Below are 13,906 nucleotides of genomic sequence, written 5' to 3'. Positions count from 1 at the left end.
TGCTTAATAAATTGGTTAAGAGTTTGAGCTCTTATCGATCATATATTGAATCGCACTGCGCAGTTCGTCTTCGCTACAATCAAAACACAACCCCTTCGGCGGCATGGCTTTAAAGCCATTCGTCGCATCTTTTAATAACATGTCTATGCCTTTTTCTATTCGTGGTTGCCATTCCGCTTGATCGCCAAACTTTGGCGCGCCAGCAACACCGTTCATATGACAGGCAATACAGTAGCTGTTATAAAGCGCCTCGCCTGAGCGTGCAGCATGCGCAACAGAAGAAAGCGTTAGAGCAAGACAAACAACAATAGTAATGCGTTGTGTAAAAATCGCGATAGAAAAAATCACAATGAATCCTTAGCGATGAAGAGTTAAAAGCGATACAGTTATTAAAACACAAAGAGATGATTTCACTCGTGTTTTTTTGTGTTTAGCTTTGTATTTTGCTTCCCCTTTATTTTTGTAACATGTTAATTAGACAAGGAAAAATTATGTTCACGGAACTAGTACTCGTCGCCAATATTACCGCTCATCCTGGTAAGGGGGCTGAATTAAAAACGGCTCTAGAAGTTTTACTGGTGCCAACTCGCGCGGAGGTAGGTTGTTTGCAATACGATCTTCACCAAGACAATAATAACGCTGAGGCGTTTGTCTACTTCGAACGTTGGAGTGATTACGACGTTTGGCAAGATCATATGAAAACCGACCATATCAATGTGTTTCTAGAATCGACCAAAGACATGGTTGCTGATTTTAGCGTGACTGAACTGCATCAAATAGGCTAAGCCTTTTCTCTTATGGGTTAGCTGTTGATAGTACGAGCAGCTAATGAGATAACTGAGTGATAGTAAAGCAATAAAAAACAGCTTATATCTGCTCTTTATTGCTTTAAGCACTGGAATCCTGATGGATTTCCTTTAGAATACGCACTCAAATTTGTTCTGGCTAACTGTGCATCGTGCAAAGTATCATCGCCACGCAACAAGCAATGCGCCCGTAGCTCAGCTGGATAGAGCGTCGCCCTCCGGAGGCGAAGGTCGAAGGTTCAAATCCTTTCGGGCGTGCCATTTTTTTTTGTTCAATCCCTTATTTCAACCCGTTCTTAGCAATTTAACTTAACCGTTTTTTGTTTGTGTGCCTACATAGTGACTACGGCGCAATCTTTTGTTTTTCATGCTCTTGATGGAAAATAAAAAACTCCGTTTTTTCTCCCTCATTTGTGGTATAATAATCGGACATTTCACAATACGAGTAAAAAATATGTCCGCGGTTCAATTTTTAGATGATGAAGTTGTAATTCATAATTATTTAGAAAATAATTTTGGTGTTTCAAAAAAGGCGTTAATGGGAGTTGTTCAACAAGCTGCTTTCGCATATGGCTCTTCCACTAAGTACCATCCAGTAATTCATTCTGGCTCTTCTGCGTGGTTTGAAATAGTACGCTCTCTACGTGAACTCTTGGTTCCTAAGGGCTGGCAATGCCTATATGAGGCAGGTTTAGATAAAACTATTAGTAAGGATTTTGGTGTTTCAATTGTCTGTACTGGTGGTAACAGTGCTGTAGGCAAGATTAACGCGCAATCTTTGCTCTCTAAGAATGATAAAGGTAGTGCTTTTGATCGACTCTTAGAACAAAATAGACGTCAACTTGAATTGTTTGATAGTAATGAGTTTTTATCAAGTCCAGTTGATGATAATACAACTTGGGTTCTGATTTATCATGTTGATAAGTCTGCTAAAGAGATTAGAGCAGAATTATCATTACCTGTATTTTTGAATGAGAAATCAAAAATACAAGGCTGGAAAACGAGAATATTTTTAGGCACAGTAAGTTTAGATAACCTTAAAACATCTACTCTTTCAGAGTCAGAATTTAGTGAAGCAATTGAAATACCGGTGATAAGTAAAAAAAATGAGTAAATTATTTAATGCAAGCAGATTGAAATTAGCAAGAGAGCGAAGAAAGATGACTTATAAATCTCTTGCTGATCATTGTGGAATATCATCAAAAATGGCTTCTTTATATGAAAAGTTTCCAGATGATTATCAGCCTACAGAGACTACAGTTGATAAAATCTCAAGTGCTCTTGCATTTCCAAAAGACTTTTTCTATCAAGACTCTATAGAAGAATTAGAGTTTGAAACTGTTGCTTTTAGATCGTTGAAAACATTAAGAGCCGCACAGAAAAATGCGGCTACGGGTGCTGGTAGAATTGGTATCTTACTAAATGACTATTTTGAGAGGAAATTTAATCTACCACATTCAAATATTCCAGATTATGGAGGCTTTCCCCCTGAAGAAGTGGCACTCCTGATAAGAGCGGAATGGAATCTTGGTGATAAAAGTATTTCAAATCTCATTAATTTATTAGAAGCATATGGTGTAAGAGTTTTTTCATTAAGTGAGAATGCCCAAGAGGTTGATGCCTTTTCATTTTGGAAAGGTGGTATTCCATTCGTATTTCTTAATACCAAAAAGACACCTGAACGAAGTCGGTTTGATTGTGCTCACGAGTTGGGGCATTTATTAATGCATAGATACTCAGAGAATAAAGGTAATGATATTGAGAAAGAAGCAGATCGCTTTGCTTCCGCTTTTTTAATGCCGGAGTCTAGTATTCGAGTTAATGTGCCCCGTTTTATTACCGCTAATGAGATTATTAAAGTTAAATCTCGTTGGCGAGTTTCGGCTATGGCCTTAACTTATCGCTTAAAAGCTTTAGATCACTTAACAGAATGGCAATATAGAAACCTAATAATTGAACTATCTAAGATGGGTTATCGCTCAAATGAACCAATAGGTATAGAACGTGAAAAATCAACTCTTTTAGAGAATTTGTTAACTGAGTTGTCTAAAAATAGAGTTTATATAGTTGATATAGCAAGAGAGTTGAGGCTCCCAGTCGATGAAATCAGCAGTTTGCTTTTTAAGTTTTCTGTTGTTAGCTCAAGCTCTGCTACCATCAAAAAAACGCAAAACACAGCTTCATTCAGTAAGCCTCAACTCTATATTGTTTAGCCTTCCTTCTTCCTGAACATTTAGTTAGTGGGTTGAATTTTTCAGCCTCTGCTAAATGTTCAGGCGCCAAATGCGCGTATCTCATTGTCATTATGATTGTTGAGTGACCAAGAATTTTCTGTAGTGTCAGTATATTGCCACCGTTCATAATAAAGTGACTTGCAAAGCTGTGTCTTAGGACATGTGAAGATTGTCCTTGAGGTAGCTTGATACTGGTTGTCTTGAGGTATTTTCGAAATGATTTGATGCAGTCAAAGAACCTACCATGAGTTTTCATATGCGTTTCAAGTTGCTTGAATAATGCTTCATTTATTGGAATGGCGCGATTTTTCTTGCTTTTTGTATCTGTAAAAACCACTTGCCCATTTTTTATATGTTGGGCTTTCAAGCCTTCTGCTTCCTTCCATCTAGCGCCTGTTGATAGGCATACCCTCGTAATCAGGCATACATGCTCATTACCTATCTTGTCTAAAGTAGATAACAGCTCTTTGATTTGTTCGGATGTAAGCCAGCTAAGTTCTTTCTCACTAATTTTAATTGGACGGACACCTTTCAAAGGATTGCTGTAGGTGATTACTTGTGTCCGTTCTAACTCATTAAAAATAGCGTTGAGATAACCGAGTTCGTTGTTACACGTTTTGGCGGTGACTCCAGACTCTATCCTGCTAGAGCGCTCTAACATGTAATTAGTAGGGCTGATTTTTTTAGCAATTGGACTGCCTAGTCGAATGTCTAGGTTTTTGAGTGTTCTTAGTCTTGGATTTGCTCCTTTGAGATAGCGACCATGAGACTGAAACCAAATATCAATAAGCTCGCCTAGCCTGCGATTATCCTCTTTAGATGGATTCCAGTCTTTGTCATCAAACGACTTATTAAGCACATATTTTTCGTATCTTTGTGCTTCTAAGCGTGTATCGAATTTCTTTCTTACACGTTTTCCTTCCCGACCATGCGGATAGATATCAACAAGCCACTTCTTATCTATTTTTTTTATAGTCACTTTTTAAGGGTTACCTTGTAATAGTTGTATATTCTATATTTTCAGGCCATATATAATTACCTCCCTTTTTCCACTCCTCGAAACTTTTTAGTAATTTATTGTCTTGAACGTTTTGAAGTGATTCGAATAATATAACTCCCTGATTTTTAGCCAATTCAAAATCATTAGGTGAGAGCCCTTTGTATTTTGAAGATGAAATTATTTCTTCATTTAAGGCGCTTAACTTCTCACGTAAACTTCGTAGGTAGTTTCTTCCATCAATGCTTTTATCGAAACTGATTACGCCTTCATTAAGCCATATAAAGCCATCTTTCAGTCTTGTAGAATTTAGTGCGTAGACGGTTGTTTCTTCTAGTTTCAAGATTGCTGCTAACTGAGAAGGGTTGCCTAGGTTCTGGATGAAGGTTATTTCACTATCTTCAATTAATCTGGTGCTTATAAGTCCATGTGTAATAAATTTAGGGTCGCATGATTCCACAATATTTATTTGCTTTTTATGTATGATATTCGGGCATGTCTGCTCTGATCTAAATTCTAATGAACCAGAAATCAACCAAAGACCGAATTCGGGCCACTTTGTCACTATTTTTTCGACAAGGTCACTACGTGGTGTATTTCCTCCGTTTTCTATCCCTTCAATTGTTCTAATCGATACGCCTATTTCTTCACAGAATTTTTTTCTAGTTAGACCTAGTGTGTTTCTGAGCTCTATAAGCCTTTTGGATATAGACATTACTTACCTCCAGTAACTTCTTTAAAAACCACCATTCAATGTTGTTTTTATTGGTTTGATACTATGAAAATAGCACATTTCTTTTAAAAATAAAATAAAATGAATAAAACCACCTTTATATGTGGTTATTTATACTGTAAAGATGTGGTTTCCGGTCTTGTTTTTTTATTATGGCTTAGATTATAGTTATGAAAAACATCAGGAGAGTGTGATGAAGGTTCAAATTGATGATCAGATGGTAAGTGGACATGAGTAATACGGTGTTATTTACATCGCCAATAGTTTCTCAGGAACAATTTTCTGAGTTAGTTGGGCTTTCACCTGATGTGATCAGAGCATGGATCAATAGAGGATTGATTCCTACCGTAAAAATAGGGAAGAGGCGGCTAATAAATGTCGCCAAATTGACACAGGAAATGATGGAACTTGAACATTAAAAAGGCCATACCAGCTGTAACTGAGTATGGCCTCCGTGGAAAGAAGTGCTGTAACACAACTTTCCGCTATTTGTCCCAAATCGCTAAAAAAGGAACACGTGAATGTTATCCCATTCTGCGAGTCATTTGCAATTTGTCGCGCCTAAAGCGACCTTATATAAGCTCAAAACCCCTATGTTCGGTGATAAATCATTCACGGGACACGATGGCGCTAATAAGGCTTCGTCTACGATCGACTCTTTTGGTACCAAAGAGTGTATAGCATTTCGTGACAAGATCATTTCAAAACATTCGGCGTTAGCTTCTCCGCTTCGTGCTGAGTATGAAGATATAGCGAAAAAAGAAGGTTATGTTAAAGCCAATAGACGCTTTCTAGACCTTGATAAAAAGCTCACAGTCAACGGTTTCAGTTTATGTGCGTCTCCCGAATCCCTTCAAGACCTGTCCAAAGCGCTTTCTAATAAATGCCGACAAGCAAAAGTTTATAATCCGGCCAACCATGCCTTTGTAGTTGATTATTGCTACAAGCTGGCTGCGCAATATAATCTTGATTTTGCTTTTGACGACCTTGAACTAGAGCCAATCATTAATCGCTTTCTAGATTATCGCATTTGGAAACGTAAACTGCTGTCACTGCAAAAAATCACCCTTCAAAACGTTTGTAGAGACCTTCGTCAGGTTCATTACTTGCGCTCGCCTTATTCATCAGATTTATCCCTAAAAAGACATAAGCAGCGTAAAGCCAACAACAAAGCCTACTTAGAAAGCCAAATAGCAGTGAATCAAGATGGCTACGAAGCGACTCTTTTAGATCTTTCTGATCGATCAACATCTAACCCTAAACATCGGCGTACAGAGCTAATTGTTACAACAAAAGGGCAAGAGCTTCTAGCCAAATCATTGGGAATGATGGGGGTTTTTATTACTCCTACTTTGCATTCAGCGATGCACCGTATGACCAAAATTACTGATAAAAAAGGGAAGGTCATTAAAGTCATTCCTAATCCTAAGTGGGATGGATCAACCCCAAAAGACGGTCATAACTACTTGCTTAAGAAATTTTGGCAACCTGCCTCAGCCAAGCTTAAACGAAACAACATCCAATATTTTGGCCTTCGAGTACCTGAACCACATCACGATGGAACGCCTCACTGGCACCTACTTCTTTTTATATTCCCTGATGACTATGAGCGTTTAAAAGAAATTCTTACTGAATACGCACTTCGTACTGATCCTGATGAAAAAGGAGCAAGTGAGCGCCGTATTACTTTTGAACGAATCAAAGAAGGCATTAACCCTGTAACAGGTCGTGAGTATTCAGCTGTTGGCTATGTCATCAAATATATATGTAAAAACGTCGATGGCTACATGATCGATAACCAAATACACATGACCGATACACATAAAGATTGGCATCAAACAAACCCATATGAAAGTGCTGAAAAAATAGAAACATGGGCAAGAGATAACGGCATCAGACAGTTTCAAAGACTAGGAGTGACTAGCGTGCAGCTATATAGAGAGTTCAGACGATTAGGAGAGCAAGAAGGTCATTTAGAAACGATTAGACAAGCCGCAAAAGATGGCGATTGGGCTGCATTTGTTATGGCTATGGGTGGTCCATTTGTTCCAAGAAAAGAACAGGTGGCTTCGATTGCTTACGGTAAAGGCAACAAGCTAAACAAAGACTCTGGTGAAATAATTCCAGTTCTTAAAACAAGATACGGTGACGATGCAAAAGATAGAGTCATTGGTGTGCTCTATGCAGGTATGACCGTTCTTAGCCGAATCAACTTTTGGGAAATAAAAGATACTGAAGAAATCAAATTAGCTCGTCAGAAAATTATGACAGGTGTTGTCGATCTTATATCTGAGATCTGTAAACAAAACACTTACGACATGAACCACACACAAATTTCAAAACCTCATTCTGATGAAAACTTGTTTTCGAAGAGTGGGGTTCTGCCCGCGCGGCAAAGAGCGCCTTTGCGACAGACGAAGTCTGGAGCCTTGGACTTGTTTCAATAACTCTACGCAGTACACACAAACGAAAATAACGGAGAAATAACTATGTTGAAAATATCTATCATTGAAGGTCATCACGCTGCATTAACTCGTAATACAAAGAACGGTGCTCGTTATTACCAAGTCGCCTATGCCGATATGGGGGGCGCGTTCCCTCAAGAAATAGAAATCCCAATTCGTAATCCAGCTGAAGCCAAGCCAATTGGTGAATACAGCCTAGCTTTATCAACCTTTCAGGTTGGCCGTTACAAGAACCTAGAGCTTAACCCTTTCCAGCTTGATCTCGTACCGTTTAATAAAGCTGCACCAATGCAGAAGGCGGGTTAGCTATGACTCCAGAAAACCAAGAAATATTCATTGAAGCTCTCAATTTTATTGTTCTTTCTTCCACCGTTCAGGGGATGCTTATAGGTATGTTTGTAGGGTTTGCTGTTCAAATTAATGTTCATTTACTCTGTGAATTTATGACCGATTTATTTGAAAAAATCACAGCCAGAAAGGTTAGCTGATTATGTCTACAGAAGAATTCGAAGGCCTATGGCTTTTGATTTTTTGTGCCTCGCTCATTGTTGCATTTGGGCTTGGTGCAATTAAAGGGGGACAACGATGACAGATACAGAGTTTGTTATTTCGTCCCTGATTACTGCCTACGTCCTAGGTTGGGCGTTTGGTTCAATAATTTTATATTTCAAAAAATTAGTTGAGGTATCAACATCATGAAAATTAAATCATTCGTAAATAAGGTTAAAAGCAAAGTCGCTGTAGCAAGCTCAATAGTTGCGGTATCTATCTCAAGTGCTCATGCAGAGTTACCTGTTGATGCTCAAGCAGCTGTGGACTCAGTAAGTACATTTGCTACCGATATGATTACTTGGGCTTGGCCTGTAGTTGCAACAGTTACGGTTGCTGGGGTTGGAATTAACTTGTTCAAGAAATTCACTAGCAAAGCGACTTAATCAGCACGTGAACTTTTTTAGGGGGAGCTTCTTGCTCCCTCACTCCTTAAATTGTCTTTGGTCTAATCGAATGTTCAAATTCTTTATTAATTTTTTCTTGGTATTGTTGTTCATTAATACAGCTAACGCTGACGATACTCAATATTATTGGAAGGGGTTTAATATCGAAGGTAGCTCAGCTAGTAGTGTTGCTCAACAAATACAAACTAAGGTAAACGCCTCTGTAAGTTATTGTGCAACTTATGAGTTACTTGCTTCTGGTGATTCTTCTTATGAAATGACTTGCTACCGTTCATCTGGTAGTAGATATAATAGTTGGATTATTTCACGTCTTACTTGTTCCAGTGACTCTACTTTAGAATTTTGTCAGGCTGATTATGAACCTCCTGTTGAAATGTGTGAAGATGGCTACCCACCTAATGTATACGGCTATGAAGATTATTGTGATCGTCCAACCCCTAAACTATGTACTGATGGTTCATATGTAGAGTCTACTTCATTTTGTCCAGTTACCAGTTCTGTATGTACCGATTACGATACTTGCTACAACTACGCACAAAGTCAGGCAAATTGCTTTTCAAATTCCTCTACTTTCACTTTTAATTATCAAAGCCCTAATGCATTTGATTTCGCATGCGAAACAATAGATACCTCTTCACCAGACCATCCAGATAATGGTGGCAATGCTGATGGTAATGAATACAACGATCCATTGAGCCCAGAAGCTCCAATCACTTCTGGAAATTCTGATCCTTCTGCTTTAGCAGCGGCAATAGGTTTAGAGTTAAGGTCTGATTTTGGCAATGTTGAAAGGGCTGTCCGAGACGGTATTAGCTCTGCTGAATCTAACACTGACAGAACGATAGAAGCGATTAATTCAGCTCAAACAAACTTAGAGGCGTCACTATCTGATATTGAGTCTGCGATAAGCGAAGGGAATTCAGCTGATAATGGCTCGAGCTCTGTTGTTGATTCAGTCAACAATGCATCATCAAGTATTACGGATTCCGTTGATCAATCATCTTCGACTATTTTAGACGGGTTATCGGATAGCACCAATGATGTTGTTGGTTCAGTTAATGGTGTTAATCAATCGGTTAACTCAGGTACAGCCATTCTTTCTAGTCAACTTTCTGATATTTCTTCTAAGTTGGAAAACTTGGAGTCATGTGACCCAAACACGGACGCTCAAAACTGCGAAGGTGAACATGGTATTACCAGTGATTTTATTACGTCTGTGATGGATTCTCTGGAAAGCCTTTTTGATAGCGAGAATGAATCCTCACTGGAAACCATCAAGTCTGAGATCAGTGATATAGAAAGTGTTTCCCCTTTAGACAGTAGTGTTTTAGAGGGCGTTTTCGACCCTATTTTAAATGTCATTCCACAACCTCAAGAGTGTGTTCCTTTAACGTTTGGCGATACCTCTAAACCCTATAGTTTCACCTTATCTTGTGAATTCTCAGACAAATTTAAAGCCATATTTGGGTTCCTTTTAGCTATTTATACAGTTCAAAGTTTAATCGGAATAATCGTTTCAAGTGCTCGACCACGACAAGAAGGAAACTAATTATGATTGCTTTCTTATTACCTGTAATTTCCTCTGTAGGCTCTCTTTTACGGTTACCTGCATTAGCCACCTTTTTTGCCACTATTTTCGGGAACTTCATAGCATTCTTTGCTAAGTGGTTTACTGCAAGAACGGCGACACAACTTGGCGTTATTGCGGCTATCGCTTCCCTCACTATTGGCATGATCGCTTTAATTAAAACTCTTATATCTAGTATCTCGTTAGTTGCTCCCCCTTTATTTTCTCAGGCTATGAGTCTTGTCGTTCCTGATAATGCGCCCATTTGTATTTCTGCACTCGTTTCTGCTCACACCATTAAATGGGTATGGCAATGGCAAGTACGCTTTATCGAATATTACTCTTCAGGGAATTAAGAGCGCATTATGGCTGTTTATTTTGTTACAGGAAAACTAGGAGCAGGTAAGAGCTTAGTGTCAGTTGGTCGAATCAGAGACAAGCTGAATAAAGGGCTTCCTGTTGCTACCAACTTAGATATTAATCTTAAGAGCATGCTTGGAAGAGATAAGAAAAATACCCGCCTTTATAGAGTTCCAGACAAGCCAGAAATATATGACTTAGAGGCTCTAGGAGTAGGTAATAGGACCTACGATGAAAGCTTAAATGGCCTTTTAGTTCTAGATGAGTGTGGTACTTGGTTTAACTCTCGAACATGGGCAGATAAAGGTCGCCAAGCTGTTATTAATTGGTTACTCCATGCCCGTAAAAAAGGCTGGGATATCATTTTTATTATTCAAGATCTGAGCCTAGTAGATAAACAAGCACGTTTAGCACTGGCTGAGCATGTTGTTTATTGTCGTCGAACAGACAGGGCAAACATTCCTTTTATTGGGTTGATATTTAAAATCATGACAGGAGGGAAAATACCGCTTCCTAAAGTTCATCTTGGCATCATTCGTTATGGTGATTCTCCCACAGCATTAAAAGTAGACACATGGGTAACAGTCGGTATCTCGCTTTATTCAAGCTACGACACTAAGCAAATGTTTACTGATCATTATGACAATGGTGTCTATTCCGTACTTCCCCCTTATTACACTCATGGTCGATATTCAGTGCCTAAAAATTTAAGGAATATTATGCGCATTACCAAAATTTATTTTAGGAAATGGTCACGCCTTTTTTGTTTGGCGCTTGGCATGATTTCCTGTTTTGTCCTATTAGAAATCACCTCAGATAAAGAAGAAAAACCAATGACTGAAACCGTTATGGTTGAGCCAACTAAGCCACTGAGAGAGCAATTTTCAAAGTGGTCTATTTCAGGTTTTGCTAACTTCCCTGGTCAACTGTCGAATTATCAATTTATCGATACTGACGGCAAAAAACACACGGCTGAATTGCTCAGAAAAAAAGGGTTCACCGTAAAATCTCGTGGTGCCTGTGAAGCACTAATCACAAAAGGAGACGACTATGTTTCGGTTTATTGTAATTAGTCTTTTATTGCTGTGCTCGACTGTTCAAGCTTACCCGCTTGCCCCTTTTGTTATAAAGCAATCACCTCTTGCAGACTTTGCTACATGGGTGTCTGAACAGACACAAAGAAACATCATTTTAGGCAAAGCGGTTGAAGGTAATATATCAATCAACGTAAGCAAATTAGATGATCAAGACCTTATTCCTTTGTTTAAAAAAGTAATGGCCGCAAACGGTTACAGTGTTGAAGAAAAGAGTAATGATTTGATCGTATCCATTGATACAAACTCGCAAATTGACTTACCAGCTCTTGATGTCAAGGTGTATGCGTTAAAGCATATTAGAAACACAAAAGCTCTGACACTATTCAATATGATTCTGTCTTCGGCTAATGCTGAAAATTCAACAAGTACGGAAGAAAAAGAAACCTTAAACGTCATTGTATCAAGGCATTCCGTAGATCCACTCATAGCTTCAAATTCACTATTGGTGATTGCAACTAAAGCTCAGCTTGCGGCTTTGGATGGCCTTGTATCTCAAATTGATTTAGACATTAAGCAAGTCATGATACAGGCCATTATCCTTGAAATGGACGTATCTGATAGAGAAGACTTAGGGGTTAATCTCGGATCATCCTTATCCAAAAATGGTTTTTCGGTACAAGCGACAACGAATACATCTCAATCAAATAGTTTGGGAGCATTAACATTAGGCGGATACGCCCCTTTAGGATCAGCGGGAAGCCTTACAGGTTTGATTTCAGCGCTCGTATCTGACGAAAAAACCAAGATTCTTTCTACACCTAATATTCTGGTAATGGATAGAGAACTAGGCTATATATCGGTAGGTCAAAACGTACCATTCTTAGTATCAACCCAAACAACTGACGGAGGTGTTCAAACGCAATCTATCGAACGTCGAGACGTTGGGGTAAGTCTATCGGTTACGCCACATGTACTAGGCTCAGGGGAAGTTATTTTAAAGATCTCGCAAGAGTCATCAAGTGTAACAAGCAATGCTCAAGCAAGAGACATTGTTACTAATAAACGATCTATCTCAACCGTAGCACGAGTCATAGACGGGGAAACCATAGCACTAGGTGGACTTATCTCCAATGAGACACGAAAGTCCGTTACTGGAGTGCCTGTTCTCATGGATATTCCATACTTAGGTAGGTTGTTTAAGTCAGAAAGTGAAAACAACTCCCAGAAGGAATTGATGGTGTTTATTAAGACAATGGTGCTTTAATATTGTCATTTCTTGCTCCTGCCACGCAGTGGTTTGGGGCAAGAAATGACAATATAAATGTCTTTAATTTAGATTGATTCGACTAGGTATTTCCTTCCCGCATAACTTAGCAGTGTTGGTCCATCATCTTTTTTTATATCTAGTAAAACTTTTCTTATCTTTTTCTTATGTCGGATGGTAAGAGTTTTTCCTTTGGCTCTATATCGGCATATATCAAGCATATCAGTTGATGCGTGATGTTTTGCCTTTGTTATTAGCTTCTGAATATTAAGATACTTCGTCTTGTCTTTTGACATTACATCTAGCAAATCTTCAATTTTTTTAATCTTTTGCCTAACAAATTTCAGAGCCTCCTGTTCAGTTGTTACGCCAACCCCTTTCCAGAGAGGTTCATGATGAGATAGCCTATTTCTGAATGGCCTCAATTCAGCTACAGTGTCATACAAGTAAGTGTGCGTAACTAAAGAGCTTTGATCTGGCCAGTTTTTAAAACCTTTTTTGGTTTGTTTTGGCCAAAGAAAAGAGTTATTCCCAACTTGGAAGTGACAATTGTGTAATGCAAACTCCCAAGTGCTAAAATCAGTTGCAGCTACAACTAGATCGAATGCTGGTTGATGGCTCGAAGGTAGGAGGGGCTGTCTTGAGGCTCGTCTGTTCTTATTTAACTGCTTAACTACAGTCGATCTTGCCTTTTCAAAGTTATTAACTAAATTAGTGTGATTATAGTTATCCCTCCCCCTATGCGGGTGATGGGCGATTTTGTCGTACCAATAGGTTCCAAACTCTTGTACAGCAGATGTATTGATTGCATTACGTAAGGCAACTTCAACTGCTTGCAGTAGTGGATACATCGCTCCACATAGGGCTTTGTTCCATAAGTAAATACCATAGACTTCTTCTGATGAATGATCAGTAAAGAATTTTTCATAAGTTCCTATTCTAGGAGCAGATATATATTTTTTAACATTCGAGTAAGTGATTGTCTTCGGCATCTACCTTAGCTACCTTGCTTTTCTAGAGTCATGAGAGACTAGCATATATCTATGTTTCTGTAGACTTGACATTGCACATTAATGTTAATATATTTAACACAGCTCGTGCAGATCCCTATGAAAAAGCTTTCAATACATCTAGTACAACGGCATTAAGAGAGTAAACAAGCTAGTGTGGAACCCTTTCAGATAAATATTTGATATTTCCAACACAACGGCACAAGAAACAAAACCCCAGATTCTTTTATAGAGTCTGGGGTTTTGTCTTTTCAAGACGAACCAAAAAAACACTATGTTAATATTGAGAAACTGATAGTGTCCACATCATGACTACGAAATAGAGCAATTATGAGCTGCAATGAGCTGTTAGAAAAGACGCAGCCCTTTGTATACGCTCGTTATAGCTCATTGTTACTCATTAGTAGCGATTTTAAAAAGGTTCGAATCCTCTCGGGCGTACCATTTCTTAAATTAATTCAATTTATTGTACGTTCA

17 protein-coding genes and 1 tRNA gene are annotated in these 13,906 nt (G+C 38.6%); 14 read left to right on the top strand and 4 right to left on the bottom strand.

Translation table 11 applies throughout. The features are described from left to right. Positions 1-15: 15 nt before the first annotated feature. The gene (locus DFP80_RS10505; protein ID WP_113916754.1) at positions 16-348 is read right to left on the bottom strand and encodes a c-type cytochrome; all 333 of its coding nucleotides are present in this window, start codon (positions 346-348) and stop codon (positions 16-18) included. Positions 349-491: 143 nt separating this feature from the next. Between DFP80_RS10505 and DFP80_RS10500 the strand changes: the two genes are divergently transcribed. The 4 genes from DFP80_RS10500 to DFP80_RS10485 all read left to right on the top strand — a co-directional run bounded on the left by DFP80_RS10500 (position 492) and on the right by DFP80_RS10485 (position 3,019). Further along, complete coding sequence (locus tag DFP80_RS10500; RefSeq protein WP_113916753.1) at positions 492-785, top strand: putative quinol monooxygenase; 294 nt, start codon at positions 492-494, stop codon at positions 783-785. Positions 786-990: 205 nt separating this feature from the next. Then, positions 991-1,067: transfer RNA gene (locus DFP80_RS10495), tRNA-Arg, on the top strand. 193 nt (positions 1,068-1,260) lie between these two features. After that, positions 1,261-1,920: a hypothetical protein gene (locus DFP80_RS10490; protein ID WP_113916752.1), complete on the top strand. Its 660-nt coding sequence runs from the start codon at positions 1,261-1,263 to the stop codon at positions 1,918-1,920. Next, a complete protein-coding gene (locus tag DFP80_RS10485) occupies positions 1,913-3,019 on the top strand; it encodes a helix-turn-helix domain-containing protein (protein ID WP_113916751.1) in 1,107 nt (368 codons plus the stop codon). The genes DFP80_RS10490 and DFP80_RS10485 overlap by 8 nt, the downstream gene beginning before the upstream one ends. On the opposite strand, the gene DFP80_RS10480 is transcribed toward DFP80_RS10485, so the two are convergent. Together DFP80_RS10480 and DFP80_RS10475 are read right to left on the bottom strand one after the other, a co-directional pair. After that, positions 2,991-4,019, bottom strand: coding sequence for a phage integrase (locus tag DFP80_RS10480; protein ID WP_113916750.1), 1,029 nt, complete (start codon positions 4,017-4,019; stop codon positions 2,991-2,993). The genes DFP80_RS10485 and DFP80_RS10480 overlap by 29 nt on opposite strands. Positions 4,020-4,029: 10 nt before the next feature. Next, positions 4,030-4,752 carry a helix-turn-helix domain-containing protein gene (locus DFP80_RS10475; protein WP_113916749.1) on the bottom strand — a complete coding sequence of 241 codons (723 nt, stop codon included), beginning with the start codon at positions 4,750-4,752 and terminating at the stop codon, positions 4,030-4,032. Between the two features lie 248 nt (positions 4,753-5,000). Between DFP80_RS10475 and DFP80_RS10470 the strand changes: the two genes are divergently transcribed. The 10 genes from DFP80_RS10470 (at position 5,001) to DFP80_RS10430 (ending at position 12,419) form a co-directional block, all read left to right on the top strand. Further along, positions 5,001-5,189: a helix-turn-helix domain-containing protein gene (locus DFP80_RS10470; RefSeq protein ID WP_113916748.1), complete on the top strand. Its 189-nt coding sequence runs from the start codon at positions 5,001-5,003 to the stop codon at positions 5,187-5,189. A 102-nt stretch (positions 5,190-5,291) separates the two neighbouring features. Beyond that, the gene (locus DFP80_RS10465; protein ID WP_113916747.1) at positions 5,292-7,217 is read left to right on the top strand and encodes a replication endonuclease; all 1,926 of its coding nucleotides are present in this window, start codon (positions 5,292-5,294) and stop codon (positions 7,215-7,217) included. 42 nt (positions 7,218-7,259) lie between these two features. Then, entirely contained in the window at positions 7,260-7,541 is a 282-nt protein-coding gene (locus DFP80_RS10460; RefSeq protein WP_113916746.1) for a single-stranded DNA-binding protein, read from the top strand. Between the two features lie 2 nt (positions 7,542-7,543). Then, positions 7,544-7,723: a hypothetical protein gene (locus DFP80_RS10455; RefSeq protein ID WP_113916745.1), complete on the top strand. Its 180-nt coding sequence runs from the start codon at positions 7,544-7,546 to the stop codon at positions 7,721-7,723. Positions 7,724-7,725: 2 nt separating this feature from the next. Continuing rightward, positions 7,726-7,824: a tail virion protein G7P-2 gene (locus DFP80_RS21075; RefSeq protein WP_220150918.1), complete on the top strand. Its 99-nt coding sequence runs from the start codon at positions 7,726-7,728 to the stop codon at positions 7,822-7,824. 106 nt (positions 7,825-7,930) lie between these two features. Next, positions 7,931-8,170, top strand: a complete 240-nt coding sequence (locus tag DFP80_RS10450) for a major coat protein (protein WP_113916744.1) — start codon at positions 7,931-7,933, stop codon at positions 8,168-8,170. A gap of 70 nt (positions 8,171-8,240) precedes the next feature. Continuing rightward, complete coding sequence (locus DFP80_RS10445; RefSeq protein ID WP_113916743.1) at positions 8,241-9,740, top strand: hypothetical protein; 1,500 nt, start codon at positions 8,241-8,243, stop codon at positions 9,738-9,740. 2 nt (positions 9,741-9,742) lie between these two features. Beyond that, the gene (locus DFP80_RS10440) at positions 9,743-10,114 is read left to right on the top strand and encodes a DUF5455 family protein (RefSeq protein ID WP_113916742.1); all 372 of its coding nucleotides are present in this window, start codon (positions 9,743-9,745) and stop codon (positions 10,112-10,114) included. Between the two features lie 9 nt (positions 10,115-10,123). Continuing rightward, positions 10,124-11,191 carry a zonular occludens toxin domain-containing protein gene (locus DFP80_RS10435; RefSeq protein ID WP_113916741.1) on the top strand — a complete coding sequence of 356 codons (1,068 nt, stop codon included), beginning with the start codon at positions 10,124-10,126 and terminating at the stop codon, positions 11,189-11,191. Continuing rightward, entirely contained in the window at positions 11,169-12,419 is a 1,251-nt protein-coding gene (locus tag DFP80_RS10430; RefSeq protein WP_113916740.1) for a secretin GspD/PilQ domain-containing protein, read from the top strand. Before DFP80_RS10435 ends, DFP80_RS10430 begins: the two co-directional genes overlap by 23 nt. Positions 12,420-12,487: 68 nt before the next feature. On the opposite strand, the gene DFP80_RS10425 is transcribed toward DFP80_RS10430, so the two are convergent. Further along, a complete protein-coding gene (locus tag DFP80_RS10425) occupies positions 12,488-13,411 on the bottom strand; it encodes an Abi family protein (RefSeq protein ID WP_113916739.1) in 924 nt (307 codons plus the stop codon). Positions 13,412-13,906: the final 495 nt, after the last annotated feature.

This window comes from Marinomonas rhizomae, assembly GCF_003315485.1.
Taxonomy (GTDB): domain Bacteria; phylum Pseudomonadota; class Gammaproteobacteria; order Pseudomonadales; family Marinomonadaceae; genus Marinomonas; species Marinomonas rhizomae.
Note: the sequence above shows the minus strand (reverse complement) of the source record. Positions and strands in the feature narration are given on the sequence as shown.

What these genes read in the sequence shown, in the direction of transcription:
- DFP80_RS10500 (WP_113916753.1), top strand. Translation starts at nt 492, where the DNA reads ATGTTCACGGAACTAGTACTCGTCGCCAATATTACCGCTCATCCTGGT.
- DFP80_RS10490 (WP_113916752.1), top strand. Translation starts at nt 1,261, where the DNA reads ATGTCCGCGGTTCAATTTTTAGATGATGAAGTTGTAATTCATAATTAT.
- DFP80_RS10485 (WP_113916751.1), top strand. Translation starts at nt 1,913, where the DNA reads ATGAGTAAATTATTTAATGCAAGCAGATTGAAATTAGCAAGAGAGCGA.
- DFP80_RS10475 (WP_113916749.1), bottom strand. Translation starts at nt 4,752, where the DNA reads ATGTCTATATCCAAAAGGCTTATAGAGCTCAGAAACACACTAGGTCTA.
- DFP80_RS10470 (WP_113916748.1), top strand. Translation starts at nt 5,001, where the DNA reads ATGAGTAATACGGTGTTATTTACATCGCCAATAGTTTCTCAGGAACAA.
- DFP80_RS10465 (WP_113916747.1), top strand. Translation starts at nt 5,292, where the DNA reads ATGTTATCCCATTCTGCGAGTCATTTGCAATTTGTCGCGCCTAAAGCG.
- DFP80_RS10460 (WP_113916746.1), top strand. Translation starts at nt 7,260, where the DNA reads ATGTTGAAAATATCTATCATTGAAGGTCATCACGCTGCATTAACTCGT.
- DFP80_RS10455 (WP_113916745.1), top strand. Translation starts at nt 7,544, where the DNA reads ATGACTCCAGAAAACCAAGAAATATTCATTGAAGCTCTCAATTTTATT.
- DFP80_RS21075 (WP_220150918.1), top strand. Translation starts at nt 7,726, where the DNA reads ATGTCTACAGAAGAATTCGAAGGCCTATGGCTTTTGATTTTTTGTGCC.
- DFP80_RS10450 (WP_113916744.1), top strand. Translation starts at nt 7,931, where the DNA reads ATGAAAATTAAATCATTCGTAAATAAGGTTAAAAGCAAAGTCGCTGTA.
- DFP80_RS10445 (WP_113916743.1), top strand. Translation starts at nt 8,241, where the DNA reads ATGTTCAAATTCTTTATTAATTTTTTCTTGGTATTGTTGTTCATTAAT.
- DFP80_RS10440 (WP_113916742.1), top strand. Translation starts at nt 9,743, where the DNA reads ATGATTGCTTTCTTATTACCTGTAATTTCCTCTGTAGGCTCTCTTTTA.
- DFP80_RS10435 (WP_113916741.1), top strand. Translation starts at nt 10,124, where the DNA reads ATGGCTGTTTATTTTGTTACAGGAAAACTAGGAGCAGGTAAGAGCTTA.
- DFP80_RS10430 (WP_113916740.1), top strand. Translation starts at nt 11,169, where the DNA reads ATGTTTCGGTTTATTGTAATTAGTCTTTTATTGCTGTGCTCGACTGTT.
- DFP80_RS10425 (WP_113916739.1), bottom strand. Translation starts at nt 13,411, where the DNA reads ATGCCGAAGACAATCACTTACTCGAATGTTAAAAAATATATATCTGCT.